The sequence below is a fragment of the Ferrigenium sp. UT5 genome (assembly GCF_045866295.1).
GTDB lineage: Bacteria > Pseudomonadota > Gammaproteobacteria > Burkholderiales > Gallionellaceae > Sideroxyarcus.
Window position 1 is genome coordinate 20,402 of record NZ_BAAFRY010000016.1, and the last position, 21,340, is coordinate 41,741.

A 21,340-nucleotide genomic window follows, 5' to 3' on the forward strand; every position below is an offset into this window, starting at 1 on the left:
GCCGTCATGAAAATCCTGCCTTCAGGTCGGCATCAGCCAGATCGCTTCGGGCCGCTGTCGCCGCGCATTGCACCGGGGTCAGACGGTCTGGAGCGCCTGCCAGTCCGGCAGCAGTTTCTGCCACCGGCAGCACACGCCGCCATCTCGCGTGACGACGGCATTGGTGCGCTGCCTTCCGCGTCACAGGCAGCGTGGGGCGAGACCCCGTTCACCGTACCGGGCAGGACGTCGACCTCCATCGTACGCAGGGCGCGGCGCGTGCGGGTCAAGCTGCCCTGGTGGTGGCCGTGGTTTCTGGCCGCCGAACGGATCGACCGGCGGCTGCGCCGTTGGTGGCAGCGCCATTTCCAACGCCCGCCACGTCGGTATCGCCGTCACAGGTGAAAGGGGTCCTTCCCACGCATTAACCGATACGGGGGGCGCAGCCGCGCGCCCTCGTCAGCGACAGAACCCGAAACCGGGTTACCACCCCAGGTTACCGGTTACCACTCGGCAATGCGCCGGGTTACCAGCATTCAAGGAGATGAAATGAACACGACGATTGACACCACCATTCCCGGCCAGCCGCTGGCCTTTCACGACCCCGAAGTCGCCCAACGGGTTCAAGATTGGCTCGACACAGGAAAACCGCTGGTCTGGATTCCGATCCTGAGCCAGGAGAACTTTCCCGATGCGCCTCCCGCGATATTGCACTGGCTTGACTCACGGCAGGCCGCATTCCACGTCCCAATTAGCGTGCCCGCAGACCTGTTACGGATGCCGGAAGGCGTAACGGGCTGGTTGATGCCCGCCGACGAAGTGGACACCGACGTGGCCTGTGGCGTCTGGAACGGCGAGGTCTACATATTGGGCGTTCAGGACAAACGCACCGGGCATGCGCAGACCTTGCTGGGCGAGCGCGTCGAGGTGGCAACAGGTCAGGTCGATGACCCGACGCAGAGCGCGGTTTGACTTGGCTTCTGCTCGCCACAGCGCGTTCATGGACCTGTCTCAACCACAGGAGCATTTGAAATGACGAATACCACCAACGGTAGCATTTCGGCCCAATTGGCCGCGCTGCCATCCCTGCCCATGGCTGACCTTTGGGCGCTTTGGGATCAGCATTTCCCCCGGCGACCCAGCCACCGCAACCGCCACTATGTGGAATCGCGTCTGGCCTACCGCATCCAGGAGAAGGCCTACGGCGCGCTGCCCACCAATATCCGCAAGATGCTGGTCGAGGCCGGTGCCAAGCATTCCAAGATCAAAAGCAGTGTCGGGCGCAGCACACAGACTTTGCTGATACCCGGCACCACGCTGATCCGGGAATGGGATGAGCGCCAGCATCGCGTCACCGTTACGCCAGATGGTCTGTACGAGCTCAACGGTCAGGTGTTCAAAAGCCTGTCGGCGGCGGCGCGCCACATCACGGGCACGCGCTGGAATGGGCCGAAGTTCTTTGGTCTACGGGGCGGAAGAGGGGATGCTCAATGAACGCGCCTTTGCAGATGCCACAGACCGCACCGATGCGGCGCTGCGCGGTGTATTGCCGCGTCTCCAGTGACGAACGGCTGGACCAGTCCTTCAATTCCATCGATGCCCAGAAAGAAGCTGGGCACGCCTTCATCAAGAGCCAGAGCCACGAGGGCTGGGTCGCTGTGGCCGATGATTACGACGATGGTGGCTTCTCCGGGGGCAATATGGACCGGCCTGCCTTGAAGCGCCTGATGGCCGATATCCAGATGGGCAAGATCGACATCGTGGTGGTCTACAAGATCGACCGGCTGTCACGCTCGCTGGCGGATTTTGCCCGGATGGTCGATGTGTTCGACCGCCACCGTGTCAGCTTCAGCGCCGTCACGCAGCAGATCAATTCGGCCACGTCGATGGGCCGGTTGATGCTCAACGTGCTGCTGTCCTTCGCGCAGTTCGAACGGGAAGTGACCGGAGAGCGCATCCGCGACAAGATCGCGGCCAGCAAAGCCAAGGGGATGTGGATGGGCGGGCCGTTGCCGCTGGGCTACGACGTTCGGGATCGTCTGCTGGTGATCAATGAAACCGAGGCTGCCCTGGTTCGCCGCATCTTTGATGACTTCGTGACCGTGCGCTCGGCCACGCTGATGGCCAAGGCCTACGGCGCGCAAGGCGTGGTCACCAAGGGCGGCAAACCCTTCACCAAGCAGACCATCTACAAGATGCTGCACAACCGGATGTACCTGGGCGAGATCGTGCACAAGGGCCAAAGCTTCCCAGGTCAGCATCAGGCCATCATCACGCAAGGCCAGTGGGAAGCCGTCCACGCCTTGATTGCCACCGACGGCATCGAGCGGCGGCGCGAAACCAATGACCGCCAGAGCGAACCGGTGCTGTTGCGCGGCCTGCTGTTCACGTCCGATGGCGAACGGCTGGTGCCCAGCTACACGGTGAAGAAGGGCAAGACCTACCGTTACTACAGCCCGATCAAACACCGGCGCTTTGGTGCGTGGGCCAGTCAGCACGGTCCGCTGCCAGCAGCACCCATCGAGGAACTGGTCACGCAGCAGATCGTGGCGGCACTGTCGGCCCCGCGCATCGTGCAATCGGTGTGGGACCGGATGCGGCACCTCAGGCCGGATCTGACCGAACCCCAAGTGGTGCTGCCGATGCGCAACCTTGCCAGCCTGTGGCGGGAGTTGTTTCCAGCTGAGCAGTGTCGACTGGCGCAACTGCTGATCGAGCGCGTGGTGATTGCCGACGGCGGGCTGGAAATTATCTGGCGCGATCAGGGCTGGCAGGAACTGGTCGGAGAACTGATGCCCGGCACCATTGGTGCAGAACTGCATGAGATGGAGGAAACCATATGAAACCGAAAGTACGAACACTGGGAGTGCCCATCGCCCGCGAACGCCGGGATGGCGGGCAGATAAAACTGTCCACCTTCATCCCGCTGAAGATTAGAAAGCGCGGTGCCAGCAAGGTGGTGGTGCGGCCAGATGGAGCGGTTGAGTCGCCGAGCAAGGTCGCCACCCAGATCGACCAGCCCTTGCTGGTGGCGCTGACACGCGCGTTCTACTGGCAGCAGCTGCTCGACGACGGCGTGGTCGCCAGTGGCAGCGAGATCGCCCAGAGGGAAGGCCTGCACCACTCGACGGTCAACGAGCTGTTGCGTCTGACCCTGCTCGAGCCCGCCATCATCCGGACCATCCTGGCCGGGCAGCAGCCCCGGTGCATGAGCCTGCTGTGGTTCCAACGCAATCCACTGCCGACCGACTGGGTGGCGCAGCGCGAGGTGGTCACGGCGTTTGATGTCTGACCGGTCGCCTTGGTTGACGATGAACTGCCGCGCGTAAGTTGCTGATTTTGCAAGAGCCAAAACTGCGCCTACCCGCAGGCCAAACAGAGAATAGAGACAGACTTTGAGCCAAAAACGCTGAAATCAGGGCGTTTCGGCGGCAGGTCACCCGCAGCACAGTTGGCCGGAACCCCGCGTGGTGCGGGGATTTCAGGCAAGAAAAAGGGCCCGGAGATTGTCCGAGCCCTTCAATTTGGTGGAGGCGGCGGGAATTGAACCCGCGTCCGCAAGTCCTCTACAGACAGTTCTACATACTTAGTCAGGTTGTTTGATTTTATCCGGAAGACGCCAACCGACAGGCTGCTACTGGACGAGTCACCTAAATTTAATGCGATACAAAGTGACCCTGCATCACACGATTCCGTGTAAATGACCTCACTCATCGCGGCCTTGCGGCCTTGAGCCCCTCCACGGAAAGCAGGGTGTGAGGTCTAACCGGTTAAGCGGCTAGAGCGTACTTTTCGTCGTTTGCGACTATTGGTTTTCCAGCTGATTTACGAGGTGGCGGGTCCTCGGTATGCCCTGCACTGCTTTGCAACCCACGTCGAAGCCAGGTCGCCCCCGGTTCTGGTTTGTTACTTGGCGCCGGGGATTGTAGCAGTTTGTCGGGTTGCGGTGTTCTGCATGTGCCGGGCGAAATGGCGGTCTGCCTTGCTGGCGTGCGACGAGAACCAGTCCAGGAGCAGCAGCACGAGGCGATAGGCGAGGTAGCGCTGATCCTTGCAGCCGTTGCAGGATTGGTTTTGCATGGCGCGGTAGTTGGCGATGAAGTGCCGGTGTTCATGGGCGTGGCTGTCGGCAAAGGGATAATCATGTTCGCGCATCAATTTTTCCTCATAAGGGAAGAGGGAAGCGCACTGCTGTTGCAGGAAGGCGAACATTTCATCGAAGTCGATGGGCTCGTTGTGCAGGATGCAAGCGGCAAGCTGGTTGATGCGTTCGATCAGGGCGTGGTGGGCGGCATCTACCGGTTCGATGCCGGTCTGGAATTCCGCTTTCCACAACAACGGGGTGGAAAGTTCGCTGGTGCCGTAGTGGTGCTGTGTGGCCTGGTATTCGTGACAACGTTCGAGATAGATGCGGGCTGGTAGGTCTTCCGGGCAATGTTCGGCGCAGCGCTCGAAACGCGGCAGTGCCTGGGCGATGTCTTTCAGGTGGTAGTAGGCGACCGCTTGCTCGAAATCTTCCCGGGTATCGGATTTGTGCCTGCGCAGCCTGGGATCGTCAACGTCGAACACTTCGTAGAGGGAGAGCGGCTGCGCCTTGCCCTTGACGCGGAGGCGGTCGATAAAACGGAAATGGTAGGCATCGGGCGTGTTCAGGTCGTACAGGGTGTTGTGGCTGATGAGCAGCGGGGTGTTGTAAATCTTGGTCGCTTCTTCCAGGCGCGCCGCCAGATTGACAGCATCGCCGATCACGGTGCTATCCATGCGGTTGATGCCGCCGACGGTGCCGATCATCACCATGCCGCTGTTGAGGCCGATGCCGATGTGGATCGGTCGGTAGCCGGCGCGTTCCCGCCCCGCGTTGTAGTAGGCGAGTCTTTCCAGCATGGCGATCGCGCCGCGCAATGCTTCATCCGCGCCCTTTTCGAACAGCGCCATGATGGCGTCGCCGATGTATTTGTCGATGATGCCGTGGTGGCGGCTGATCACCGGCTCCATCTGGCTCAGGTAGGAGTTGATGAACTCGAAGTTCTCGGCCGGCGTCATGGATTCCGACAGCGGTGTGAAGTCGCGGATGTCGGAGAACAGGATGGTCATCTTGCGTTCCACCTGATCGCCCAGTTTCACATCGACGATGCTTCTGGCCTGCAGCAGGCTGAGCAACTGGTGCGGGACCAGGCGGCTGTAGGCGGTTTCCGTTTGTTGCAGAAGGGCGAGCGCCTGCTGGTGCGCGATGATGACCTTGTGCAGGATGGCCTGGATATCGTCCTCGCCGGAACTCAGCGCGGCAGCGTTCTGCTTCTCGTTCATATCGCCATGCCCCTTGTGGTTGCGGACATCATACCGGGGATCACAGGGTCAGGTAGCGCAGCAGGGCAAACGGGGTTTGCACGCTGCCGGCGGCAGGCCAGGCACGGAGGTCGGTGCCGGCAGCGAGGTAGCCGTAGGCGGCAATGATGCCGATCATCTGGGCGGCCTGCGCGGCCTGCATGTCGCGCAGGTCATCGCCGAGGTACAGGCAGCGTTTTGCTTCGACGCCCATCAGTTCCGCCGCGTGCAACAGCGGCTGCGGATGCGGTTTGGCCTCGTTGCAGGTGTCGCCGCTGACCAGGCACGCCGCCCGCGTGGCGTACCCCAGTTTTTCCATCAGCGGCACGGTGTAGCGGTGCGGCTTGTTGGTGACGATGCCCCAGGGCAGGTCGCGTTCCTCCAGTTCCTCGATCAGCGCCGCCATGCCCGGGAACAGCCGGGTGCGGTCGCACAAGTGCGCCGCGTAGTGTTGCAAAAAGGCGTCGCGCAAACTGTCGTAGTCGGGAGCGCCGGGTTCGAGCCCGAGCCCCAGATTGAGCAGGCCGCGCGAGCCGTGCGAGGCTTGCGGGCGGATGACTTCGAGCGGCAGCGGCGCAAAACCGCGCAGTGCCCTGACATGGTTCAGCGCCTCGCCCAGATCGGGTGCGGTGTCGGCAAAAGTGCCATCGAGATCGAAAAGGACGGCATCAACCACGTTGGCTGGCGAGCAGATAGTTGACGCTCGTGTCGCGTCCGAGCGCATAGGACTTGTCCAGCGGGTTATAGCTCATGCCGGTCACCTCGGTTACCTCCAGCCCCGCAGCGCGGCACCATTGCGCCAGTTCCGAGGGTTTGATGAATTTCGCGTAGTCGTGCGTGCCGCGCGGCAACAGGTTGAGCACGTATTCCGCGCCGATGATGGCGAACAGATAAGACTTCGGGTTGCGGTTCAGCGTGGAGAAGAATACGTGGCCGTTCGGTTTGACCAGTTGCGCGCAGGCGGCGACCACGGCCGCGGGATCGGGCACGTGCTCCAGCATTTCCATGCAGGTCACCACGTCGAAGGAGGCTGGACGTTCTTCGGCCAGCGCTTCGACCGCGACCTTGCGGTATTCGACCTGCTTGCCGCTTTCCAGAAGATGCAACTTGGCAACGCTCAAAGACTTGTCGGCGAGGTCGATGCCCGTTACCGTCGCGCCCGCATCCGCCAGCGCTTCGCTCAGGATGCCACCGCCGCAGCCCACGTCCAGCACGGTCTTGCCGGACAGCTTGGCGATGCCGTCGATATAAGCCAGTCGCAACGGGTTGATCTCGTGCAGCGGTTTGAATTCGCTGTTCGGGTCCCACCACTTGTGGGCGAGTTGCGAGAATTTTTCCAGTTCGATAGGGTCGGCGTTGGACATGTTGATTGACTCTTCATGAAGGTGCATGTGGAATATAGCAAAACCGCGCCGAATTGAAAGAAATTCCAAATAGAGACAAGGCGCATGATGCGCTTGGCGGATCGCGTCGATCTGATGGATATGTTAAATCAGGGTGCTGCAACGAAGTCGGCGTCTTAGCGCTGCACTGCATATTTTCGAACCAGTCCGGGCATGTTCCGTTCTGGGTGAGACCACGCCATTGCTTACTTGACGATGGTCAGTTTGGGTTTCCCCGGCGTCGGTGAGAGCGGTCCGTCCGCTCCGTCAACCGTTGGCAAAACAGTCTGCGATGCTTGAAACACCAGGCCCTGACCGTTTTCCTTGGCAAAGATGCCCACGACGGCGGCAACCGGCACGATGATCTGGTGCGCCACCCCGCCGAAGCGTCCGCTACAGGTGATATCCTCATTCCCGAGGTGCAGATTCTTCACTGCGTCCGCCCCGATATTCAGAACGATTCTGCCCTCCTTGACGTAAGCCTTGGGCACCTGGGTGTAGTCATCCACCTGCACCGCCAGATATGGGGTAAAACCGGAATCGGTACACCATTCGTAGATGGCGCGGATCAGATAGGGTTTGGTGGCAGGTCCGGTTGTCATGCCCAATTACTTGCGCATGGCTTTTTCGGCCGGCGTGAGCGCCTCGATGAAGCCTTGCCGCGAAAACAGGCGCTCGGCGTATTTCATCAGCGGGGTCGCCTCCTTGTCGAGATGGATCCCGTAATGTTCGAGACGCCACAACAAGGGGGCGATGGCCACATCAAGCATCGAGAATTCGTCACCCAGCATGAATTTCTGCTTGCCGAAAATCGGGGCAATCTGGGTCAGGTTGGCCCGGACGGCCTCGCGCGCCTTTTCATTGACCTTGGCGTTATTGCTTTCCAGTCCCGCGATATGGCAAAACAACTCTTGTTCAAAGCGGTGCAGGAACAAACGGGCACGCGCACGCATGACCGGATCGGGCGGCATCAGTTGCGGATGCGGGAAACGCTCGTCGATATACTCGTTGATGATGTTGGCTTCGTACAAAATGAGGTCGCGTTCGACCAGCACCGGAACCTGGTTGTATGGATTCATCACCGCCAGATCTTCCGGCATGTTGAACACATCAACATCGATCACTTCGAAGTCCATGCCTTTTTCAAACAAGACAAAACGACACCGATGGCTGTAGGGATCCGTTGTCCCGGAATAAAGTGTCATCATAAATTAAGTACCTGAAAATCAAAGTATTGCATTAAAAACCAAACGGCGGGGCAATGAGCCCCGCCGTATTGGCACTCATGAAAGCGGAGCGCAAATTACCACAAACCCGCTCTCGAATTCAATCCGCTTAATGCAGATCCTTCCAGATTTCCTTTTTGAGGGAGAACAACAGCAAAAACAGAATGAACAGGAAACCCAGCACGATCCAGCCGATCTGGTGACGCACCAGCTTGGCCGGTTCGCCCATGTACACCAGATAATTGGTCAGATCGGCGATCGCACTGTCGTATTCGGCCGGCTGCATCGAACCCGGTGTTTTCACCACCAGTTTCTTGATTTCGTGGCCCTCGTGTTGCTCGACTTCAGCGTGTTGTTCGCCTTGCAGGTCTGCCAGCACAAACGGCATCCCCACATTGGGGAAGACCGTGTTGTTCCAGCCGCTGGGGCGGCTCTCATCCACATAGAATTTGCGCAGGTAGGTGTACAGCCAATCAGCACTGCGCGAACGGGCGATCACACTTAAATCCGGAGGCGCGACCCCGTACGCCAGCTTGGCCGAGTTACTGTCCATCGCGGCCTGCATGGTCGAACCGACTTTCACGTCTTCCGGCAACTCGAGTTCCGCCTTGATCTGCTCTTCGCTCATGCCGATATCGCGCAAACGGTTATAGCGCATGTAACTGGCCGCGTGGCAGGCAAGACAGCGCGAGGTGAACAACTTTGCCCCGCGCTGCAACGAAGCCTGATCGTGCAGATTGACCGGTGCCTTGTCCAACTGAACCGCAGCACCGCTGGCGCTCGCCAATGCCGGCAGGGCGACCAGCAATACCAGCATGCCTATTTTCTTGATTGCATTCATGTCAACGAACCTCTCTCAATTATTTGGACGTCACACGCTCTGGCTCGGGCTTGCACTTGTCGATGCGGGTGTACCAGGGCATCAGGATGAAGAATGCGAAGTACACGACAGACAAAATGCGCGAGATCAGGGTATATGTGGGGGTCGCCGGCATCAGGCCGAGATAGCCCAGACCGACGAAGCTCACCACGAATGCAGCCAGAAACGACTTGTAGATCGTGCCACGATAGCGGATCGACTTCACTTTGCCGCGATCCAGCCACGGCAGGAAGAAGAACGCCACGGTGGCAATCCCCATCGCCACCACTCCCGGGAACTGCGAACCGAACATGGGCGGTACCGCACGCAGGATTGCGTAGTATGGCGTGAAGTACCAGACAGGGGCGATATGCTCCGGTGTCTTCATCGGATTGGCCGGGACGAAGTTATTATCTTCCAGGAAATACCCGCCCATTTCCGGCGAGAAGAAGATGATGGCCGCAAAGATCATCAGGAACACCACCGCGCCCACCCCGTCTTTCACGGTGTAGTAGGGATGGAAAGGGATGCCATCCAGCGGATGGCCGTTCGCATCCTTGTGCTTCTTGATCTCGACGCCGTCCGGATTGTTGGACCCAACCTCGTGCAGGGCGACCAGGTGCGCCACGATAATCAGCACCAGCACCAGCGGGATCGCAACCACGTGCAGCGCAAAGAAGCGGTTGAGCGTGACGTCGGACACCACGAAGTCGCCCCGGATCAGGATGGCGAGATCATGACCGATGAACGGCACTGACGAGAACAGGTTGACAATCACTTGGGCGCCCCAGAACGACATCTGCCCCCACGGCAACAGGTAGCCCATGAAAGCTTCCGCCATCAGCGCCAGATAAATGATCATGCCGATGATCCACAGCAGTTCGCGCGGCTGGCGGTAAGAACCGTACATCATGCCGCGGAACATGTGCAGATAGATCACCACGAAGAACATCGAGGCGCCGGTGGAGTGAATGTAGCGCAGGATCCAGCCCCATTGCACATCGCGCATGATGTACTCGACGGAAGCAAAGGCGAACAATGCATCCGGTTTGTAATTCATGGTCAGGAATATGCCGGATACAATCTGGATCACCAGCACCAGCAGGGCCAGCGAACCGAAGAAGTACCAGAAGTTGAAGTTCTTCGGCGCGTAATATTCGGAAGCATGCGCTTTCCAGGTCGAGATCAACGGGAAGCGCGCATCGATCCAGCCGATCAGTTTGGTCAGAAGGTTCATCATGCTGCGACCCCTTTGCGATCACTACCGTTCAACGGACTGTTTTCACTCAACTTCCGATCAGGCACGGAGGAAGGGCTTTGACTGTCGTCACCAATCAACAGGCGGGTCTCGCTCAGGTATTTGTGCGGCGGAATGATCAGATTGGTCGGCGCCGGCACGCCCTTGTACACGCGTGCCGCCAGGTCAAAACGCGAACCGTGGCACGGGCAGAACCAGCCACCCGCCCAGTTTGCGCCGAGATCGGCAGGGGAGACTTCGGGACGGAAAGTCGGAGAACATCCCAGATGCGTGCAAACCCCAAGCACCACCAGCACCTCGGGCTTGATTGAACGAGTTTTATTATTGCAATAATCCGGCTGTTGCGGCATTTCCGATGCAGGGTCCACCAGCGCCTCATCGTGCTTGCCCAGCAACTCCAGCATCGCCGGGGTGCGGCGCACGACCCAGACCGGCTTGCCCTGCCATTCCACGCTGATCATGCTGCCGGGTTCGATCGCACCGATATCCACTTCAACCGGAGCGCCTGCCGCCTTGGCACGTTCACTCGGCATCAAACTCAATACGAACGGTACTGCTGCACCGGCTGCCGCAACGCCTCCGGCGGCAGTCGTTGCAGCAATCAGCATCCGTCGCTTGCTGTGATCCACATTCTCTGTCATGACTCTCGTCCCTTTCGTCATACGTTACACAAAAACCGACATCGGCAATTCAGATTGCCGCATCGATCGTCAGGCAAGGAAGATGGCAACGCGCCGTCTGGATTATTTTTTTCAGACACGCAGGGTTGACTCCCCATTCAACCCCATACTTGCTGCACACGCGAAACAATCAGACTCCGCGTTCGACCAGGACAACTCCGGTTGTTCTTCTTATTGAGTGATTCATTAGTTGTTCTTTGCGCCCTGTTTGACCCATTTGCGCAAGGTCAAAATGTACTGGCGATCCAGCGTGCCGCCGGCATTCAACCCCATCGGCATTTTCAACCCTCGGTTGGTGCCGGTCAGCAGTTTGGTGAAGGTGCTGGCCTCGCTGTCGCCGGGGATCACGACCTTGCCGAACTTCGTGCCCTTCATCAACCCTTCGTATGAAGTGAGATCCAGACCGCTCTTGGCATAGCCCTTGGCCGTGGGAGAAGGATGATGGCAGCTGACACAATAATCGATCAGGATGGGCTCGACATCACGCTGGTAACTGACTTCTCCGGATTGCAACACGTTGATGGCACTTTGTGCCGGGGCCAAAGCCGCTTCAGCCGCATATGAACCAATGGAGAAAGCCAGTAAAGCACCCCCGCCCAACAAAGTTACGATCTTCATACTCATTTCCTCCTGATATGCCCTGATGATTCTGCACAAACCCAAGCAAGACATAGCTTGCAGCTGAATGGCGCTGCCCCATTAACAGGCTCCGGGTATACGAACACCCTAAACGGGTTAAGCCTAAAGTGTTACAAAATGACGGGCGAATAGTACGCAACGCTTTTGCACAATGCAACGCGGTAATTAACATTCCAGAGCTTCATACAGGGTTTTTCTGATCAAAGAATTGATGTTCGATTGCGAACCGGCTGGCCAGATGCTGTCCGAGCGCCTGAATGCCATATCTTTCCGTGGCATGGTGGCCTGCGGCAATGAAGGCAACTCCGCTTTCCTCGGCGACATGAACGTTCTGCTCGGATATCTCGCCCGTCAGAAAGGCATCCACCCCCAAGTCCACCGCTTGAGGAAAATAGGACTGGGCGGCCCCGCTGCACCAGGCAATCCTCGTCACTTCGACTGCCGGATTCCCGATCACTTGCGGCGCACGCTTGAATTCTTGGGCCAGACGCCGCACCAGAACCCCCAGCGGTTGCGGCTGCAACAATACCCCGTGGCAGGCAAGCTCCTGTTCACCAAATCGTCCGAGCTCGGCAAAACCGAGTAGGCGGGCCAATTGCGCATTGTTCCCCAGCACCGGATGCGCATCCAGCGGCAGGTGATAGGCGAGCAGACTGATGTCATGCCGGAGCAGATGGGCAATACGGCGCTTTTTGATACCCGTGATGGGGGCGCTTTCGCCGCGCCAGAAGTAGCCGTGATGAACGATGAGTGCGTCCGCCCCCCAGTTGCTAGCTGCTTCCAGCACAGCCTGCGAAGCCGTCACCGCGGTTGCGATGCGGACCACCTCGGCCTTGCCCTCGACCTGCAAACCGTTCGGACAGTAATCCTTAAAACGGTCGCTTCCGAGTTCAGTTCCGATATAATCGCGCAACTCCTTTAACTGCATGGCCGCCCCTCATTCACCGCACTGTTGGATCATATCATGCGCAAATTCTGGCTCTTGTTCGCCCAAGCCACCACCATCGTGCTGGCGCTGCTGTTTGTCATCCACACGCTCAAGCCGACCCTGCTGCCGTCCGTCACGCGCAATGGCGTGGTTACCCTGTATCAGGAGGAACCGCCTGACACGACCGGCGAGGTGATCGGCATCGGCTTCAGCCGTGCCGCAAAAAAAGTAATGCCTGCCGTCGTCAACATCTACACCACCAGCGAGGTCAAGCAGCCCGCGCATCCCTTCATGGATGACCCGCGCTTCCGTTTTTTCTTTGGTGACGAATTCGAAGAAGGCGTGCCGCAACAGAATTCCAGCCTGGGTTCCGGGGTGATCGTCAGCAATGACGGCTACATTCTGACCAATCACCACGTCGTCGAATCGGCTGACCAGATCGAGGTTGCGCTGGCGGACGGTCGCAAAGCCAAGGGGCACATCATTGGCACCGACCCGGAAACCGACCTGGCCGTCATCAAGATCGAGGCGGGCGACACCCTGCCTGCCATCACTTTTGCCAGCGCTGAAGCGGCACATGTCGGCGACATCGTATTGGCCATCGGCAATCCCTTCGGCGTGGGCCAGACCGTGACGATGGGCATCGTCAGCGCGCTCAAGCGCAACCACCTCGGCCTCAACACGTTCGAGAACTTCATCCAGACCGATGCCGCCATCAACCCGGGCAACTCCGGGGGCGCGCTGGTCGATGCGGAAGGCAACCTGCTCGGCATCAACAGCGCCATCTATTCGCCGAATGGCGGATCGCTCGGGATTGGCTTCGCCATCCCGGTTTCCACTGCGAAAAAAGTCATGGAGCAGATCATCCAGAACGGCTCCGTGACCCGCGGCTGGATCGGCGTCGCGGTGCAGGACATGACGCCGGAACTGGCAGAATCCTTCAAGCTGAACGATGCCCAAGGCGTCTTGATTTCGGAAATCATGCGCGGCAGCCCCGCCGACAAGGCCGGCATCAAGCCGGGCGACATCCTGATCGGCATCGGGGATAACACGATGATTGATTCCGCGTCGATGCTGGAGATCATTTCGGCGCTGCCACCCGGCAATCCGGTTGCCCTGCGGCTATTGCGGAATCAGGGTGAAGTGGTGGTGCAGGTCAAAGTGGGAAAGCGGCCCAAGCCGAAAGCGCAGTAGATTTCCCGCTTGCCGTGCTACCGTAGCAAAGCGCAGCAACAATCCCTATAAATTCACTTAATCGCGTCTGACCATCGGCGGGAGGATACCGCCGCCGATGACGTGGACATGCAGGTGAAATATTTCCTGTCCGCCCCCGGTACCGCTGTTGATCACCGTGCGAAATCCGGTGTTGAGCCCCTGCTCGCGCGCCAGCTTTGCCGCCAGTAGCAGCATCTTGCCCAGCAAAGCTTGCTGTCCCGCGTCTGCCTCCAGCAAGGACACGACGTGCAGCTTGGGGATCAGCATGAAATGCACCGGTGCGACCGGATGGATGTCGTGGAAAGCGAAGACGTCATCGTCCTCATACACCTTGCGGCTGGGAATCTCGCCGCGCGCGATCCGGCAGAACAGACAATTGTCACTCATTTTTCACTCCTGCTTGCGTGCCGCTTTTTCGGCGATCCCGGAAATTCCCTCGCGCCGCGCCAGTTCCAGCAATACGGCGTCCGCTGTCAGGCCATGTTGCGCCAACAGCACCATGCTGTGAAACCACAGATCGGCCACTTCGTACACCAGATGCGCCGGGTCACCTTCCTTGGCCGCCAGCAGCACTTCGCCCGCTTCCTCGATGACTTTTTTCAGGATGGCATCATCGCCCTTGCTAAACAACCGCGCGACGTAAGACGAGTCCGGCGCCGCACTTTTGCGCGACTCCAGCGTTTCGGTCAAGCGTTGCAGAATATCGCCGCTCATTTCTTGCTCCCCCCCGCGACCGCGGGAAAATCATCTTTTGTAAATCTCGTCCGGATTTTTCAACACCGCATCGACCTCGACCCACTCCCCGTGCACCAGTTTGCTGTAGAAACAGCTCGCCCGTCCGGTATGGCAGGCGATGCCGCCCTGTTGCTCGACTTGCAGCAGAACCACATCGGCATCGCAATCCAGACGGATCTCCTGCACCTTCTGGATATGGCCGGACTCTTCGCCCTTGTGCCACAACTTCCTGCGCGAACGCGACCAGTATATGGCCTCGCCCGTTTCGGCCGTGCGCTTGAGCGCTTCGCGGTCCATCCATGCCACCATCAGCACGCGTCCGCTTGCCGCATCCTGCGCGATAGCGGGAACCAACCCGTCTGCCGACCAGTTCACTTTGTTTAACCATGTTTCAGTCATAACACTCCAAATCAACCACAGGGCACACAGAGAGCACAGAGAAATTCGATCAACACATCAGTTCAGCAGGTTTTGTCTGCAAGCTCTGTATTCTCCGTGGCAAATGAGTCTTCAAATTCACAACCGCACCTCGATGCCCTGCTGCGCCATGAACTGCTTGGCCTGCTGCACGGTGTATTCGCCGAAGTGGAAGATGCTGGCGGCCAGCACCGCATCCGCGCCGCCGATCTTGACGCCATCCGCCAGATGTTGCAGGTTGCCCACACCGCCGCTGGCGATCACCGGGATTTCCAGCGCATCGGTCACCGCGCGCGTGAGCGCCAAGTCGAAACCGCGCTTCTGTCCATCCTGGTCCATACTGGTGAGCAGAATCTCACCCGCCCCCAGCGTTTGCATTTTGCGCGCCCACTCCACCGCGTCGAGGCCGGTGGCACGGCGTCCGCCGTGGGTGAACACCTCCCACTTGTCGGGCGCGGTTTGCTTGGCATCGATCGCCACCACGATGCATTGGGAACCGTAGCGCCGCGCCGCATCCGCCACCAGTTGCGGGTTGGTCACCGCCGAGGTGTTGATGCTGACCTTGTCCGCGCCGGCATTGAGCAGATTGCGCACGTCCTGCACTTCGCGCACGCCACCGCCGACGGTCAGGGGAATGAACACCTGCTCCGCCACTTTTTCGATGATGTGAAAAATAATACTGCGATCGTCGGAACTGGCCGTGATATCGAGAAAGGTCAGCTCATCCGCACCTTGTTCATCGTAACGCCGGGCAATCTCGACCGGGTCGCCGGCATCGCGCAGTTCGACGAAGCTGACGCCCTTGACCACCCGGCCAGCCGTCACATCCAGACAAGGAATAATGCGCTTAGCGAGCATTGGAATGCTCCAAAGATTCAAAACCACTCACCACAGAGACACAGAGACACAGAGAAAACCTTAACCCTTGCCTATCGTCTCGTGGTTTCGATTGATGTATTTGGTCTCTCTCTGTGTCTCTGTGTCTCTGTGGTGCAAAGGTTTGCTTCTGCATCTCAATCACACCTTGAGGTCGGTCAGCTCATCCGCCAAGGCTTGCGCCGCCTTGAAATCCAGCGTGCCTTCGTAGATGGCGCGGCCGGTGATTGCGCCGGTGATGCCCTCGGCACGCACCGCGCACAGCTTGCGCACGTCGTCGAGATTGGTGATTCCGCCGCTGGCAATGACCGGCACCGACAGCGGCCGCGCCAGTTCCACCGTCGCCTCGATATTGACCCCGGTCATCATGCCGTCGCGGCCGATGTCGGTATAGATGATGGCTTCGACGCCGTAGCCTTCGAAACGCTTGGCCAGATCGGCCACATCATGCCCGGTCAGTTTGGACCAGCCGTCCACCGCCACTTTGCCGCCTTTGGCATCGAGGCCGACCATGACATGACCGGGAAACGCGTCGCACGCCTCATGCAGAAAGCCCGGGACTTTGACCGCCGCCGTACCGATGATGACGTAACTGAGGCCAAGATCAAGATAACGCTCGATGGTTTCCAGATCGCGAATGCCGCCGCCCAGTTGCACCGGAATTTCGCCGCCGACTGCCTCGACGATGCTGCGCACGGCCGCTTCGTTCTTCGGTTTGCCCGCAAACGCGCCGTTCAGGTCCACCAGGTGCAGGCGGCGCGCACCCTGTTCCAGCCAGTGTCTGGCCATCGCCGCCGGGTCGTCGGAAAACACCGTCGCCCCTTCCATCTCGCCTTGGCGCAGACGCACGCATTGGCCGTCCTTCAAATCGATCGCGGGAATGATAAGTGTCGAAATATCCATGATATGAACGATGAGTTAGAGAGGATTACAAGGGATTCCAGTGGATAAAATTGTGCAGCAGCTGCAAACCGGCTGCCGCACTTTTCTCCGGGTGAAACTGCACGGCGAACAGGCTGTCGCGCGCCACCGCGCAGGTAAAAGGTTGCGGGTAATCGCTGCTGGCCTGCACCAGCGATGCATCGGCAGGCTGCACGTAATAACTGTGCACGAAATAGAAACGCGCATCCTGCGCGATGCCGCTCCACAACGGATGCTCATGCGTGCCCCCCCCTTCCAACTTCCCCCCGCTGGTGGGAAGGGCTAGCGTCTCACCTCCCTGCGGGAGTTGAGGATTAACCCCTCGACGCACCTGGTTCCAGCCCATATGCGGCACCTTCAGCTTGTTGCCCTGTGCATCCCTGAGGTCATGGGCGAAACGCGCCACCCTGCCCGGCAGCACGCCCAGCCCCGGCACCTCGCCCTCGGCACTGTGCTCGAACAGCATCTGAAGACCGATGCAGATGCCGAGAAACGGCTTGTTGCGCGCGGCATCCAGCACGGCCTGGCGCAAGCCGCGCGCATCCATCTCGCGCATGCAATCCGGCATCGCGCCCTGCCCGGGAAAGATCACGCGCCCGGCGGCGGCGATGACTTGGGCGTTGTCGGTAACGCGCACCGCCGCCTGCGGCGCAACCTTGCGCACGGCCTGATACACCGAGCGCAGATTGCCCATGCCGTAATCGACGATGGCCACTTCAGTCATGCTGACACCTTGTAAATATCCGCCCGGGAACAGGGCGCACCCCGGCCCCAAACCCGCGCAACAAAACCGGCGGGATTGACGCGCCGAGAATCCGTGAACATCCGTGTTTATCCGTGGCCAAAAGCATGTTTTGAAATTACAGGGAACCCTTGGTCGATGGCATGACACCCGCCATGCGCGGATCGATTTCCAGCGCGACACGCAGCGCGCGCCCGAAGGCCTTGAAGATGGTCTCGGCCTGATGGTGTGCGTTCTCGCCTGCCAGATTGTCGATGTGCAAGGTGACCAGGGCATGATTGACGAAACCCTGGAAGAATTCATGGAACAGCTCGGTATCGAACTGGCCTATCGTGGCGCGGGTGAAGCGGCAATTGAACGTCAGCCCCGGACGCCCGGAGATGTCCAGCACCACCCGCGACAAGGCTTCGTCCAGCGGCACGTAGGCGTGTCCGTAGCGGCGCAAGCCCTTCTTGTCGCCGACCGCCTGCGCAAAGGCCTGGCCCAGCGTGATGCCGATGTCTTCCACCGTGTGGTGGGCATCGATGTGCAGATCGCCCTTGGCCTGGATATCCAGATCGAGCAGTCCATGCCGCGCCACCTGATCCAGCATGTGCTCCAGAAAAGGCAGGCCCGTACTCAACCGGACCTTGCCCGTACCGTCGAGATTCAGCTCGACCGCGATTTGGGTCTCCAGGGTGTTGCGGCTGACTTTTGCGCTACGCATGATTCGCCTTATGCGAGTGAGTTAATCGTGTCCTGCAATGCGGTTATAAACCGTTCGTTTTGGTTACGACATAACCTGAAGGTTAGTCTCCACCGAAACTCGCTATTCATCGCGCAAACTTTCTTGCAATGCCGCGATGAATCGCTCGTTTTCTTCCGCCGTGCCCACCGTGACCCGCAAACAGTCCAGCAATGCCGGATGGCCGCCGTCCAGGTTCTTGATCAGCACACCGCGTCGTTTCAATCCTTCGAACAGCGCGGTCGCCCTGGCGATGCGGAACAGGATGAAATTGGCCTCGCTGGGATACGCCTGTACGCCCGGGAGGGATGTCAGCGCCTGCAGCAGTGCGGCACGGTCCTGCCTGATGCGTGTTGCCTGCGCCAGCAGCACGCCGTGGTGCGCCAGCAACCGCGTCGCCACCACCTGCGGCAACACGCCGACATTATACGGCAAGCGCAGTTTTTCCAACTGGCTCAACCAGGCGGCAGCACCTGCCAGGAAGCCCAGACGCAAGCCCGCCATCCCCAGTTTCGAGAACGTGCGCATCACCAGCAGATTTTCATACTGCGCCAGTTGCCCCATGAAACTGTGGCTGGCAAAGGCATAGTAAGCCTCATCCACCACCACCAGTCCGGGGGCTGCGGCGATGATGCGATGCACCGTTGCCGCGTCGAACAGATTGCCGGTCGGATTGTTCGGGTAAGCCAGAAACACCAGCGCCGGCTGCTCGCGCCGGATGGCCTCCAGCATCGCCTCCGGATCGAGCGAGAAATCTTCCCGCAGCGGCACACCAACATAGCGCATCCCGGCAAAAATGGCGATCATGCGGTACATCACGAACGACGGTTCGACGCTCATCAGGACCGCACCTGGTTTGGCCACGGCCAGTGCCAGCAACTGGATGATCTCGTCCGAGCCGTTGCCGAGCAGGATGTCCATGCCGTCTGGCAGGTCCACCACTTTGCGGATGGCGGCCTTCAGTTGTTGCGCGCCCGCATCCGGATAACGGTTGATCTCCGCATCCGCCACCGCGCGTGCGATCTCGTCGCGCAGGGGTTGCGGCAACGGATAGGGATTTTCCATTGCGTCCAGCTTGAGCATGCCACGGGCGGGAGGAACGTGATAGGCATCAAGCGCCTGGATCTCCGGGCGAATCAGACGCGCTGGCAGGACAGAAGTGCGGGCGGAAGACATGAATGGACAACTGCGATAATCGTGCCGCATTCTACCGCACTCTGGCGATTTGGCGCACATGCCGCCTATAATCCGCACTCCATAAAAAGAGCCGCCCCATGTCAAACAAGGAACTTCGGGTATTACTGGTCGAGTGCGCCGACGAAGATGCCGCAAGCATCCTGGCCAAACTCGCCGCCGCCGGATACACGGTGCAGCCCACCCGCGTCCGGGACGAGGCCGGTATGCGGCGGGCGCTGACCGGCGCCACGTTCGATGTGATCCTGTGCAGCGATGACGGCGATTGTTTCGGCGGGCTGGCGGCATTAAGCCTGTTGCGCCACCTCGATCTGGATATCCCCTTCCTGCTGCTGGCGCGGGAACTGCGCGAGGAGACGATCCTGCGCACCATGCGTGCCGGCGTGGATGATTACATTCTCAAGGGCAGTCTCAATCGCCTGACCCCCTCCATCGAACACAATCTGCACCAGGCGCGCATTCGCCGCAACTACCGCAACGCCCAGTCCGCCCTGCAGGAAAGTCAGGCGCGCATGCACGCCTTCATCGCCGACTTGCCGGGCATGGCCTACCAGATCCGGCTTGATGCGCACGGCGCAATCACGTTCCCCTATGTCAGCGAGGGCTGCCAGCCGCTGCTGGTCGTCGAGTCCCAGGAACTCACGGCAGAGCCCGGCCTGTTCGAGCGCATGCTGCACCCGGAGGATGCCGCCGGCTACCGCGCCAGCATGCTGTACTCCGCCGAACACCTCACCTTCTGGAACTGGGAAGGGCGCCTGCTGACCCCGCCCAACGGCGAGATCAAGTGGATCAACCTGCGCTGCAGTCCGCGCCGGGCGGAAGACTGTGTTTTGTGGGAGGGCATCATGCTCAACATCACGCAAAGCAAATTGACGGCCGCCGAACTGCTGCAGTCGCAACAGCGCCTGCATGAACTTTCCGCCCACATCGAAGACGCGCGCGAACAGGAACGCATCGCCATCGCGCGCGAGGTGCATGACGATCTGGGCAGCCTGCTCACCGCCACCAAGCTCGACGTCGCATGGCTGTCCAGCCACCTGAAAGACGCGCCAAAACTGGAACGCAAAGTCAGGGATATCGAGTCGCTTATCGACAAATGCACCCGTGCCGCGAGCAACATTTCGCGCAGCCTGCGCCCCAGCGCGCTGGACACCTTCGGCATCGTCGCCGCGATCGAAAACGAGGCGCAGGAGTTCTCGCAGCGCAGCGGGATCCCTTACGCATTCGAGCATAACGACGACGCCATGAAACTGTCGCCGCGCATCGCGATTTCGCTGTTCCGCATCTTTCAGGAAGCGCTGGCCAATATCACCAAACACGCGGAGGCAACCCGGGTCAGCATCGCGCTCGCCTGCCATGACGACCGGATCGAACTGACGGTGGGCGACAACGGCCGCGGCATCCGCGATGCGGACCGTGCCAAACCGCGCTCGTTCGGCCTGCGCGGCATCTTCGAGCGGGTCGCCCATTTCGGCGGCGAAGCCAGGCTGCATAGCGTACCCGGCCAGGGCACCACCCTGTCGGTGCAGCTGCCGTGCCAGAACGGCGATGCCAACCCGCCCGACCTGCAACAGGTTCTGTTCGATTGAGGAAGCACAGCATGATCAAAGTACTGATTGCCGATGACCACGAACTGATTCGCCGCGGCTTGAAACAGCTGCTGGACGACACCGACGACATGCGGGTCAGCGGAGAAGCCGGGAGTGGGATGGAGGCGCTCGCCATGATCCGGGAAAACCACTATGACGTGGTGCTGCTCGACATCAGCATGCCGGACAAGCACGGCATCGATGTGTTGAAACAGATCAAGAGCCTCCACCCCGAATTGTCGGTGCTGATCCTCAGCATGCACCCGGAAGAGCAATATGCGCTGCGCTCGATGAAGACCGGCGCCGCCGGCTATCTCAACAAGCAAAGTGCGCCGGCGCAATTGGTCACCGCGATCCGCCAGGTCGCCCAGGGCAAGAAATACATCAGCAACGAACTGGCCCAGCAACTGGCAAACGGCCTGTCGCAGGGCTATCAGGAACTCGCGCACCAGACCCTCTCCAACCGCGAGTATCAGACGCTGTGCCTGCTGGGACAAGGCAAAAAGTTGAGCGAAATGGCCGAGATCATGTCGCTCAGCCCGAAGACCGTCAGCGTCTATCGCCTGCGGCTGCTGGAAAAGATGAAGCTGAAGACCAATGCCGAGGCCATTCACTACGCGATCAGCAACCACCTGATCGATTGAGCGGCCT

Annotated in this window: 26 protein-coding genes and 1 other RNA gene; 8 read left to right on the forward strand and 19 right to left on the reverse strand. The window is 59.8% G+C overall.

Annotated features, from left to right (window positions below):
* Positions 1-6 precede the first annotated feature (6 nt).
* The 5 genes from ACKTSJ_RS07455 to ACKTSJ_RS07475 all read left to right on the forward strand — a co-directional run bounded on the left by ACKTSJ_RS07455 (position 7) and on the right by ACKTSJ_RS07475 (position 3,271).
* Positions 7-384, forward strand: a complete 378-nt coding sequence (locus ACKTSJ_RS07455) for a hypothetical protein (RefSeq protein WP_407898901.1) — start codon at positions 7-9, stop codon at positions 382-384.
* A 144-nt stretch (positions 385-528) separates the two neighbouring features.
* Positions 529-951 (forward strand): hypothetical protein, encoded by a 423-nt coding sequence (locus ACKTSJ_RS07460; protein WP_407898903.1) that lies wholly within the window; start codon positions 529-531, stop codon positions 949-951.
* A 60-nt stretch (positions 952-1,011) separates the two neighbouring features.
* The gene (locus tag ACKTSJ_RS07465; RefSeq protein ID WP_407898905.1) at positions 1,012-1,473 is read left to right on the forward strand and encodes a DUF2924 domain-containing protein; all 462 of its coding nucleotides are present in this window, start codon (positions 1,012-1,014) and stop codon (positions 1,471-1,473) included.
* Positions 1,470-2,822 carry a recombinase family protein gene (locus tag ACKTSJ_RS07470; protein ID WP_407898907.1) on the forward strand — a complete coding sequence of 451 codons (1,353 nt, stop codon included), beginning with the start codon at positions 1,470-1,472 and terminating at the stop codon, positions 2,820-2,822. The genes ACKTSJ_RS07465 and ACKTSJ_RS07470 overlap by 4 nt, the downstream gene beginning before the upstream one ends.
* The gene (locus ACKTSJ_RS07475) at positions 2,819-3,271 is read left to right on the forward strand and encodes a site-specific recombinase resolvase (protein ID WP_407898909.1); all 453 of its coding nucleotides are present in this window, start codon (positions 2,819-2,821) and stop codon (positions 3,269-3,271) included. The genes ACKTSJ_RS07470 and ACKTSJ_RS07475 overlap by 4 nt, the downstream gene beginning before the upstream one ends.
* Before the next feature lie 233 nt (positions 3,272-3,504).
* Here the strand turns inward: ACKTSJ_RS07475 and ssrA are convergent.
* From ssrA to ACKTSJ_RS07530, 11 genes are all read right to left on the reverse strand, one after another.
* Positions 3,505-3,873, reverse strand: a transfer-messenger RNA (tmRNA) gene (gene ssrA, locus ACKTSJ_RS07480).
* A gap of 12 nt (positions 3,874-3,885) precedes the next feature.
* The gene (locus ACKTSJ_RS07485) at positions 3,886-5,286 is read right to left on the reverse strand and encodes a hemerythrin domain-containing protein (protein WP_407898911.1); all 1,401 of its coding nucleotides are present in this window, start codon (positions 5,284-5,286) and stop codon (positions 3,886-3,888) included.
* Between the two features lie 40 nt (positions 5,287-5,326).
* Positions 5,327-5,980 carry an HAD family hydrolase gene (locus ACKTSJ_RS07490; RefSeq protein ID WP_407898913.1) on the reverse strand — a complete coding sequence of 218 codons (654 nt, stop codon included), beginning with the start codon at positions 5,978-5,980 and terminating at the stop codon, positions 5,327-5,329.
* Positions 5,973-6,668 carry a bifunctional 2-polyprenyl-6-hydroxyphenol methylase/3-demethylubiquinol 3-O-methyltransferase UbiG gene (ubiG, locus tag ACKTSJ_RS07495; RefSeq protein WP_407898915.1) on the reverse strand — a complete coding sequence of 232 codons (696 nt, stop codon included), beginning with the start codon at positions 6,666-6,668 and terminating at the stop codon, positions 5,973-5,975. Before ubiG ends, ACKTSJ_RS07490 begins: the two co-directional genes overlap by 8 nt.
* Positions 6,669-6,892: 224 nt before the next feature.
* The gene (locus ACKTSJ_RS07500) at positions 6,893-7,288 is read right to left on the reverse strand and encodes a ClpXP protease specificity-enhancing factor (RefSeq protein ID WP_407898917.1); all 396 of its coding nucleotides are present in this window, start codon (positions 7,286-7,288) and stop codon (positions 6,893-6,895) included.
* Positions 7,289-7,294: 6 nt separating this feature from the next.
* Positions 7,295-7,894 carry a glutathione S-transferase N-terminal domain-containing protein gene (locus ACKTSJ_RS07505; protein ID WP_407898919.1) on the reverse strand — a complete coding sequence of 200 codons (600 nt, stop codon included), beginning with the start codon at positions 7,892-7,894 and terminating at the stop codon, positions 7,295-7,297.
* Between the two features lie 127 nt (positions 7,895-8,021).
* Positions 8,022-8,753 carry a cytochrome c1 gene (locus ACKTSJ_RS07510; protein WP_407898921.1) on the reverse strand — a complete coding sequence of 244 codons (732 nt, stop codon included), beginning with the start codon at positions 8,751-8,753 and terminating at the stop codon, positions 8,022-8,024.
* A gap of 19 nt (positions 8,754-8,772) precedes the next feature.
* Entirely contained in the window at positions 8,773-10,011 is a 1,239-nt protein-coding gene (locus ACKTSJ_RS07515; RefSeq protein WP_407898923.1) for a cytochrome bc complex cytochrome b subunit, read from the reverse strand.
* Positions 10,008-10,670, reverse strand: coding sequence for a ubiquinol-cytochrome c reductase iron-sulfur subunit (gene petA, locus ACKTSJ_RS07520; RefSeq protein ID WP_407898925.1), 663 nt, complete (start codon positions 10,668-10,670; stop codon positions 10,008-10,010). Before petA ends, ACKTSJ_RS07515 begins: the two co-directional genes overlap by 4 nt.
* Positions 10,671-10,895: 225 nt before the next feature.
* On the reverse strand, positions 10,896-11,327 hold the full coding sequence (locus ACKTSJ_RS07525; RefSeq protein ID WP_407898927.1) for a c-type cytochrome domain-containing protein: 432 nt from the start codon (positions 11,325-11,327) through the stop codon (positions 10,896-10,898).
* Between the two features lie 202 nt (positions 11,328-11,529).
* Positions 11,530-12,276 (reverse strand): Nif3-like dinuclear metal center hexameric protein, encoded by a 747-nt coding sequence (locus ACKTSJ_RS07530; RefSeq protein WP_407898929.1) that lies wholly within the window; start codon positions 12,274-12,276, stop codon positions 11,530-11,532.
* A gap of 36 nt (positions 12,277-12,312) precedes the next feature.
* Between ACKTSJ_RS07530 and ACKTSJ_RS07535 the strand changes: the two genes are divergently transcribed.
* Positions 12,313-13,470, forward strand: a complete 1,158-nt coding sequence (locus tag ACKTSJ_RS07535) for a Do family serine endopeptidase (protein WP_407898931.1) — start codon at positions 12,313-12,315, stop codon at positions 13,468-13,470.
* A gap of 57 nt (positions 13,471-13,527) precedes the next feature.
* Here ACKTSJ_RS07535 and ACKTSJ_RS07540 read toward each other — a convergent pair whose 3' ends face one another.
* The 8 genes from ACKTSJ_RS07540 to hisC all read right to left on the reverse strand — a co-directional run bounded on the left by ACKTSJ_RS07540 (position 13,528) and on the right by hisC (position 19,082).
* Entirely contained in the window at positions 13,528-13,878 is a 351-nt protein-coding gene (locus ACKTSJ_RS07540; RefSeq protein ID WP_407898933.1) for a histidine triad nucleotide-binding protein, read from the reverse strand.
* 3 nt (positions 13,879-13,881) lie between these two features.
* Positions 13,882-14,205: a phosphoribosyl-ATP diphosphatase gene (locus ACKTSJ_RS07545; RefSeq protein ID WP_407898935.1), complete on the reverse strand. Its 324-nt coding sequence runs from the start codon at positions 14,203-14,205 to the stop codon at positions 13,882-13,884.
* Positions 14,206-14,235: 30 nt separating this feature from the next.
* Positions 14,236-14,625: a phosphoribosyl-AMP cyclohydrolase gene (gene hisI, locus ACKTSJ_RS07550; protein ID WP_407898937.1), complete on the reverse strand. Its 390-nt coding sequence runs from the start codon at positions 14,623-14,625 to the stop codon at positions 14,236-14,238.
* A 117-nt stretch (positions 14,626-14,742) separates the two neighbouring features.
* Positions 14,743-15,501: an imidazole glycerol phosphate synthase subunit HisF gene (gene hisF, locus ACKTSJ_RS07555; protein ID WP_407898938.1), complete on the reverse strand. Its 759-nt coding sequence runs from the start codon at positions 15,499-15,501 to the stop codon at positions 14,743-14,745.
* Positions 15,502-15,660: 159 nt separating this feature from the next.
* Positions 15,661-16,422, reverse strand: a complete 762-nt coding sequence (gene hisA, locus ACKTSJ_RS07560; RefSeq protein ID WP_407898940.1) for a 1-(5-phosphoribosyl)-5-[(5-phosphoribosylamino)methylideneamino]imidazole-4-carboxamide isomerase — start codon at positions 16,420-16,422, stop codon at positions 15,661-15,663.
* Positions 16,423-16,447: 25 nt separating this feature from the next.
* Positions 16,448-17,164, reverse strand: coding sequence for an imidazole glycerol phosphate synthase subunit HisH (gene hisH, locus ACKTSJ_RS07565; protein ID WP_407898941.1), 717 nt, complete (start codon positions 17,162-17,164; stop codon positions 16,448-16,450).
* Positions 17,165-17,300: 136 nt separating this feature from the next.
* Positions 17,301-17,888: an imidazoleglycerol-phosphate dehydratase HisB gene (gene hisB, locus ACKTSJ_RS07570; RefSeq protein ID WP_407898943.1), complete on the reverse strand. Its 588-nt coding sequence runs from the start codon at positions 17,886-17,888 to the stop codon at positions 17,301-17,303.
* A gap of 102 nt (positions 17,889-17,990) precedes the next feature.
* A complete protein-coding gene (gene hisC / locus ACKTSJ_RS07575) occupies positions 17,991-19,082 on the reverse strand; it encodes a histidinol-phosphate transaminase (protein WP_407898945.1) in 1,092 nt (363 codons plus the stop codon).
* Between the two features lie 98 nt (positions 19,083-19,180).
* On the opposite strand from hisC, the gene ACKTSJ_RS07580 reads away from it, so the two are divergent.
* Positions 19,181-20,689 carry an ATP-binding protein gene (locus tag ACKTSJ_RS07580; RefSeq protein WP_407898947.1) on the forward strand — a complete coding sequence of 503 codons (1,509 nt, stop codon included), beginning with the start codon at positions 19,181-19,183 and terminating at the stop codon, positions 20,687-20,689.
* Positions 20,690-20,700: 11 nt separating this feature from the next.
* The gene (locus tag ACKTSJ_RS07585) at positions 20,701-21,333 is read left to right on the forward strand and encodes a response regulator (RefSeq protein WP_407898949.1); all 633 of its coding nucleotides are present in this window, start codon (positions 20,701-20,703) and stop codon (positions 21,331-21,333) included.
* Positions 21,334-21,340 lie beyond the last annotated feature (7 nt).

Excerpts from the sequence above, each read along its gene's own strand:
- ACKTSJ_RS07470 (WP_407898907.1), top strand. The coding sequence starts at position 1,470 with ATGAACGCGCCTTTGCAGATGCCACAGACCGCACCGATGCGGCGCTGC.
- ACKTSJ_RS07530 (WP_407898929.1), bottom strand. The coding sequence starts at position 12,276 with ATGCAGTTAAAGGAGTTGCGCGATTATATCGGAACTGAACTCGGAAGC.
- ACKTSJ_RS07585 (WP_407898949.1), top strand. The coding sequence starts at position 20,701 with ATGATCAAAGTACTGATTGCCGATGACCACGAACTGATTCGCCGCGGC.
- ACKTSJ_RS07455 (WP_407898901.1), top strand. The coding sequence starts at position 7 with ATGAAAATCCTGCCTTCAGGTCGGCATCAGCCAGATCGCTTCGGGCCG.
- ACKTSJ_RS07510 (WP_407898921.1), bottom strand. The coding sequence starts at position 8,753 with ATGAATGCAATCAAGAAAATAGGCATGCTGGTATTGCTGGTCGCCCTG.
- ACKTSJ_RS07580 (WP_407898947.1), top strand. The coding sequence starts at position 19,181 with ATGTCAAACAAGGAACTTCGGGTATTACTGGTCGAGTGCGCCGACGAA.
- ACKTSJ_RS07515 (WP_407898923.1), bottom strand. The coding sequence starts at position 10,011 with ATGATGAACCTTCTGACCAAACTGATCGGCTGGATCGATGCGCGCTTC.
- ACKTSJ_RS07525 (WP_407898927.1), bottom strand. The coding sequence starts at position 11,327 with ATGAAGATCGTAACTTTGTTGGGCGGGGGTGCTTTACTGGCTTTCTCC.
- ubiG (WP_407898915.1), bottom strand. The coding sequence starts at position 6,668 with ATGTCCAACGCCGACCCTATCGAACTGGAAAAATTCTCGCAACTCGCC.
- ACKTSJ_RS07485 (WP_407898911.1), bottom strand. The coding sequence starts at position 5,286 with ATGAACGAGAAGCAGAACGCTGCCGCGCTGAGTTCCGGCGAGGACGAT.
- ACKTSJ_RS07535 (WP_407898931.1), top strand. The coding sequence starts at position 12,313 with ATGCGCAAATTCTGGCTCTTGTTCGCCCAAGCCACCACCATCGTGCTG.
- hisH (WP_407898941.1), bottom strand. The coding sequence starts at position 17,164 with ATGACTGAAGTGGCCATCGTCGATTACGGCATGGGCAATCTGCGCTCG.
- ACKTSJ_RS07500 (WP_407898917.1), bottom strand. The coding sequence starts at position 7,288 with ATGACAACCGGACCTGCCACCAAACCCTATCTGATCCGCGCCATCTAC.
- hisB (WP_407898943.1), bottom strand. The coding sequence starts at position 17,888 with ATGCGTAGCGCAAAAGTCAGCCGCAACACCCTGGAGACCCAAATCGCG.
- ACKTSJ_RS07545 (WP_407898935.1), bottom strand. The coding sequence starts at position 14,205 with ATGAGCGGCGATATTCTGCAACGCTTGACCGAAACGCTGGAGTCGCGC.
- hisC (WP_407898945.1), bottom strand. The coding sequence starts at position 19,082 with ATGTCTTCCGCCCGCACTTCTGTCCTGCCAGCGCGTCTGATTCGCCCG.
- ACKTSJ_RS07465 (WP_407898905.1), top strand. The coding sequence starts at position 1,012 with ATGACGAATACCACCAACGGTAGCATTTCGGCCCAATTGGCCGCGCTG.
- petA (WP_407898925.1), bottom strand. The coding sequence starts at position 10,670 with ATGACAGAGAATGTGGATCACAGCAAGCGACGGATGCTGATTGCTGCA.
- hisA (WP_407898940.1), bottom strand. The coding sequence starts at position 16,422 with ATGGATATTTCGACACTTATCATTCCCGCGATCGATTTGAAGGACGGC.
- hisF (WP_407898938.1), bottom strand. The coding sequence starts at position 15,501 with ATGCTCGCTAAGCGCATTATTCCTTGTCTGGATGTGACGGCTGGCCGG.
- ACKTSJ_RS07460 (WP_407898903.1), top strand. The coding sequence starts at position 529 with ATGAACACGACGATTGACACCACCATTCCCGGCCAGCCGCTGGCCTTT.
- ACKTSJ_RS07540 (WP_407898933.1), bottom strand. The coding sequence starts at position 13,878 with ATGAGTGACAATTGTCTGTTCTGCCGGATCGCGCGCGGCGAGATTCCC.
- ACKTSJ_RS07505 (WP_407898919.1), bottom strand. The coding sequence starts at position 7,894 with ATGATGACACTTTATTCCGGGACAACGGATCCCTACAGCCATCGGTGT.
- ACKTSJ_RS07475 (WP_407898909.1), top strand. The coding sequence starts at position 2,819 with ATGAAACCGAAAGTACGAACACTGGGAGTGCCCATCGCCCGCGAACGC.
- hisI (WP_407898937.1), bottom strand. The coding sequence starts at position 14,625 with ATGACTGAAACATGGTTAAACAAAGTGAACTGGTCGGCAGACGGGTTG.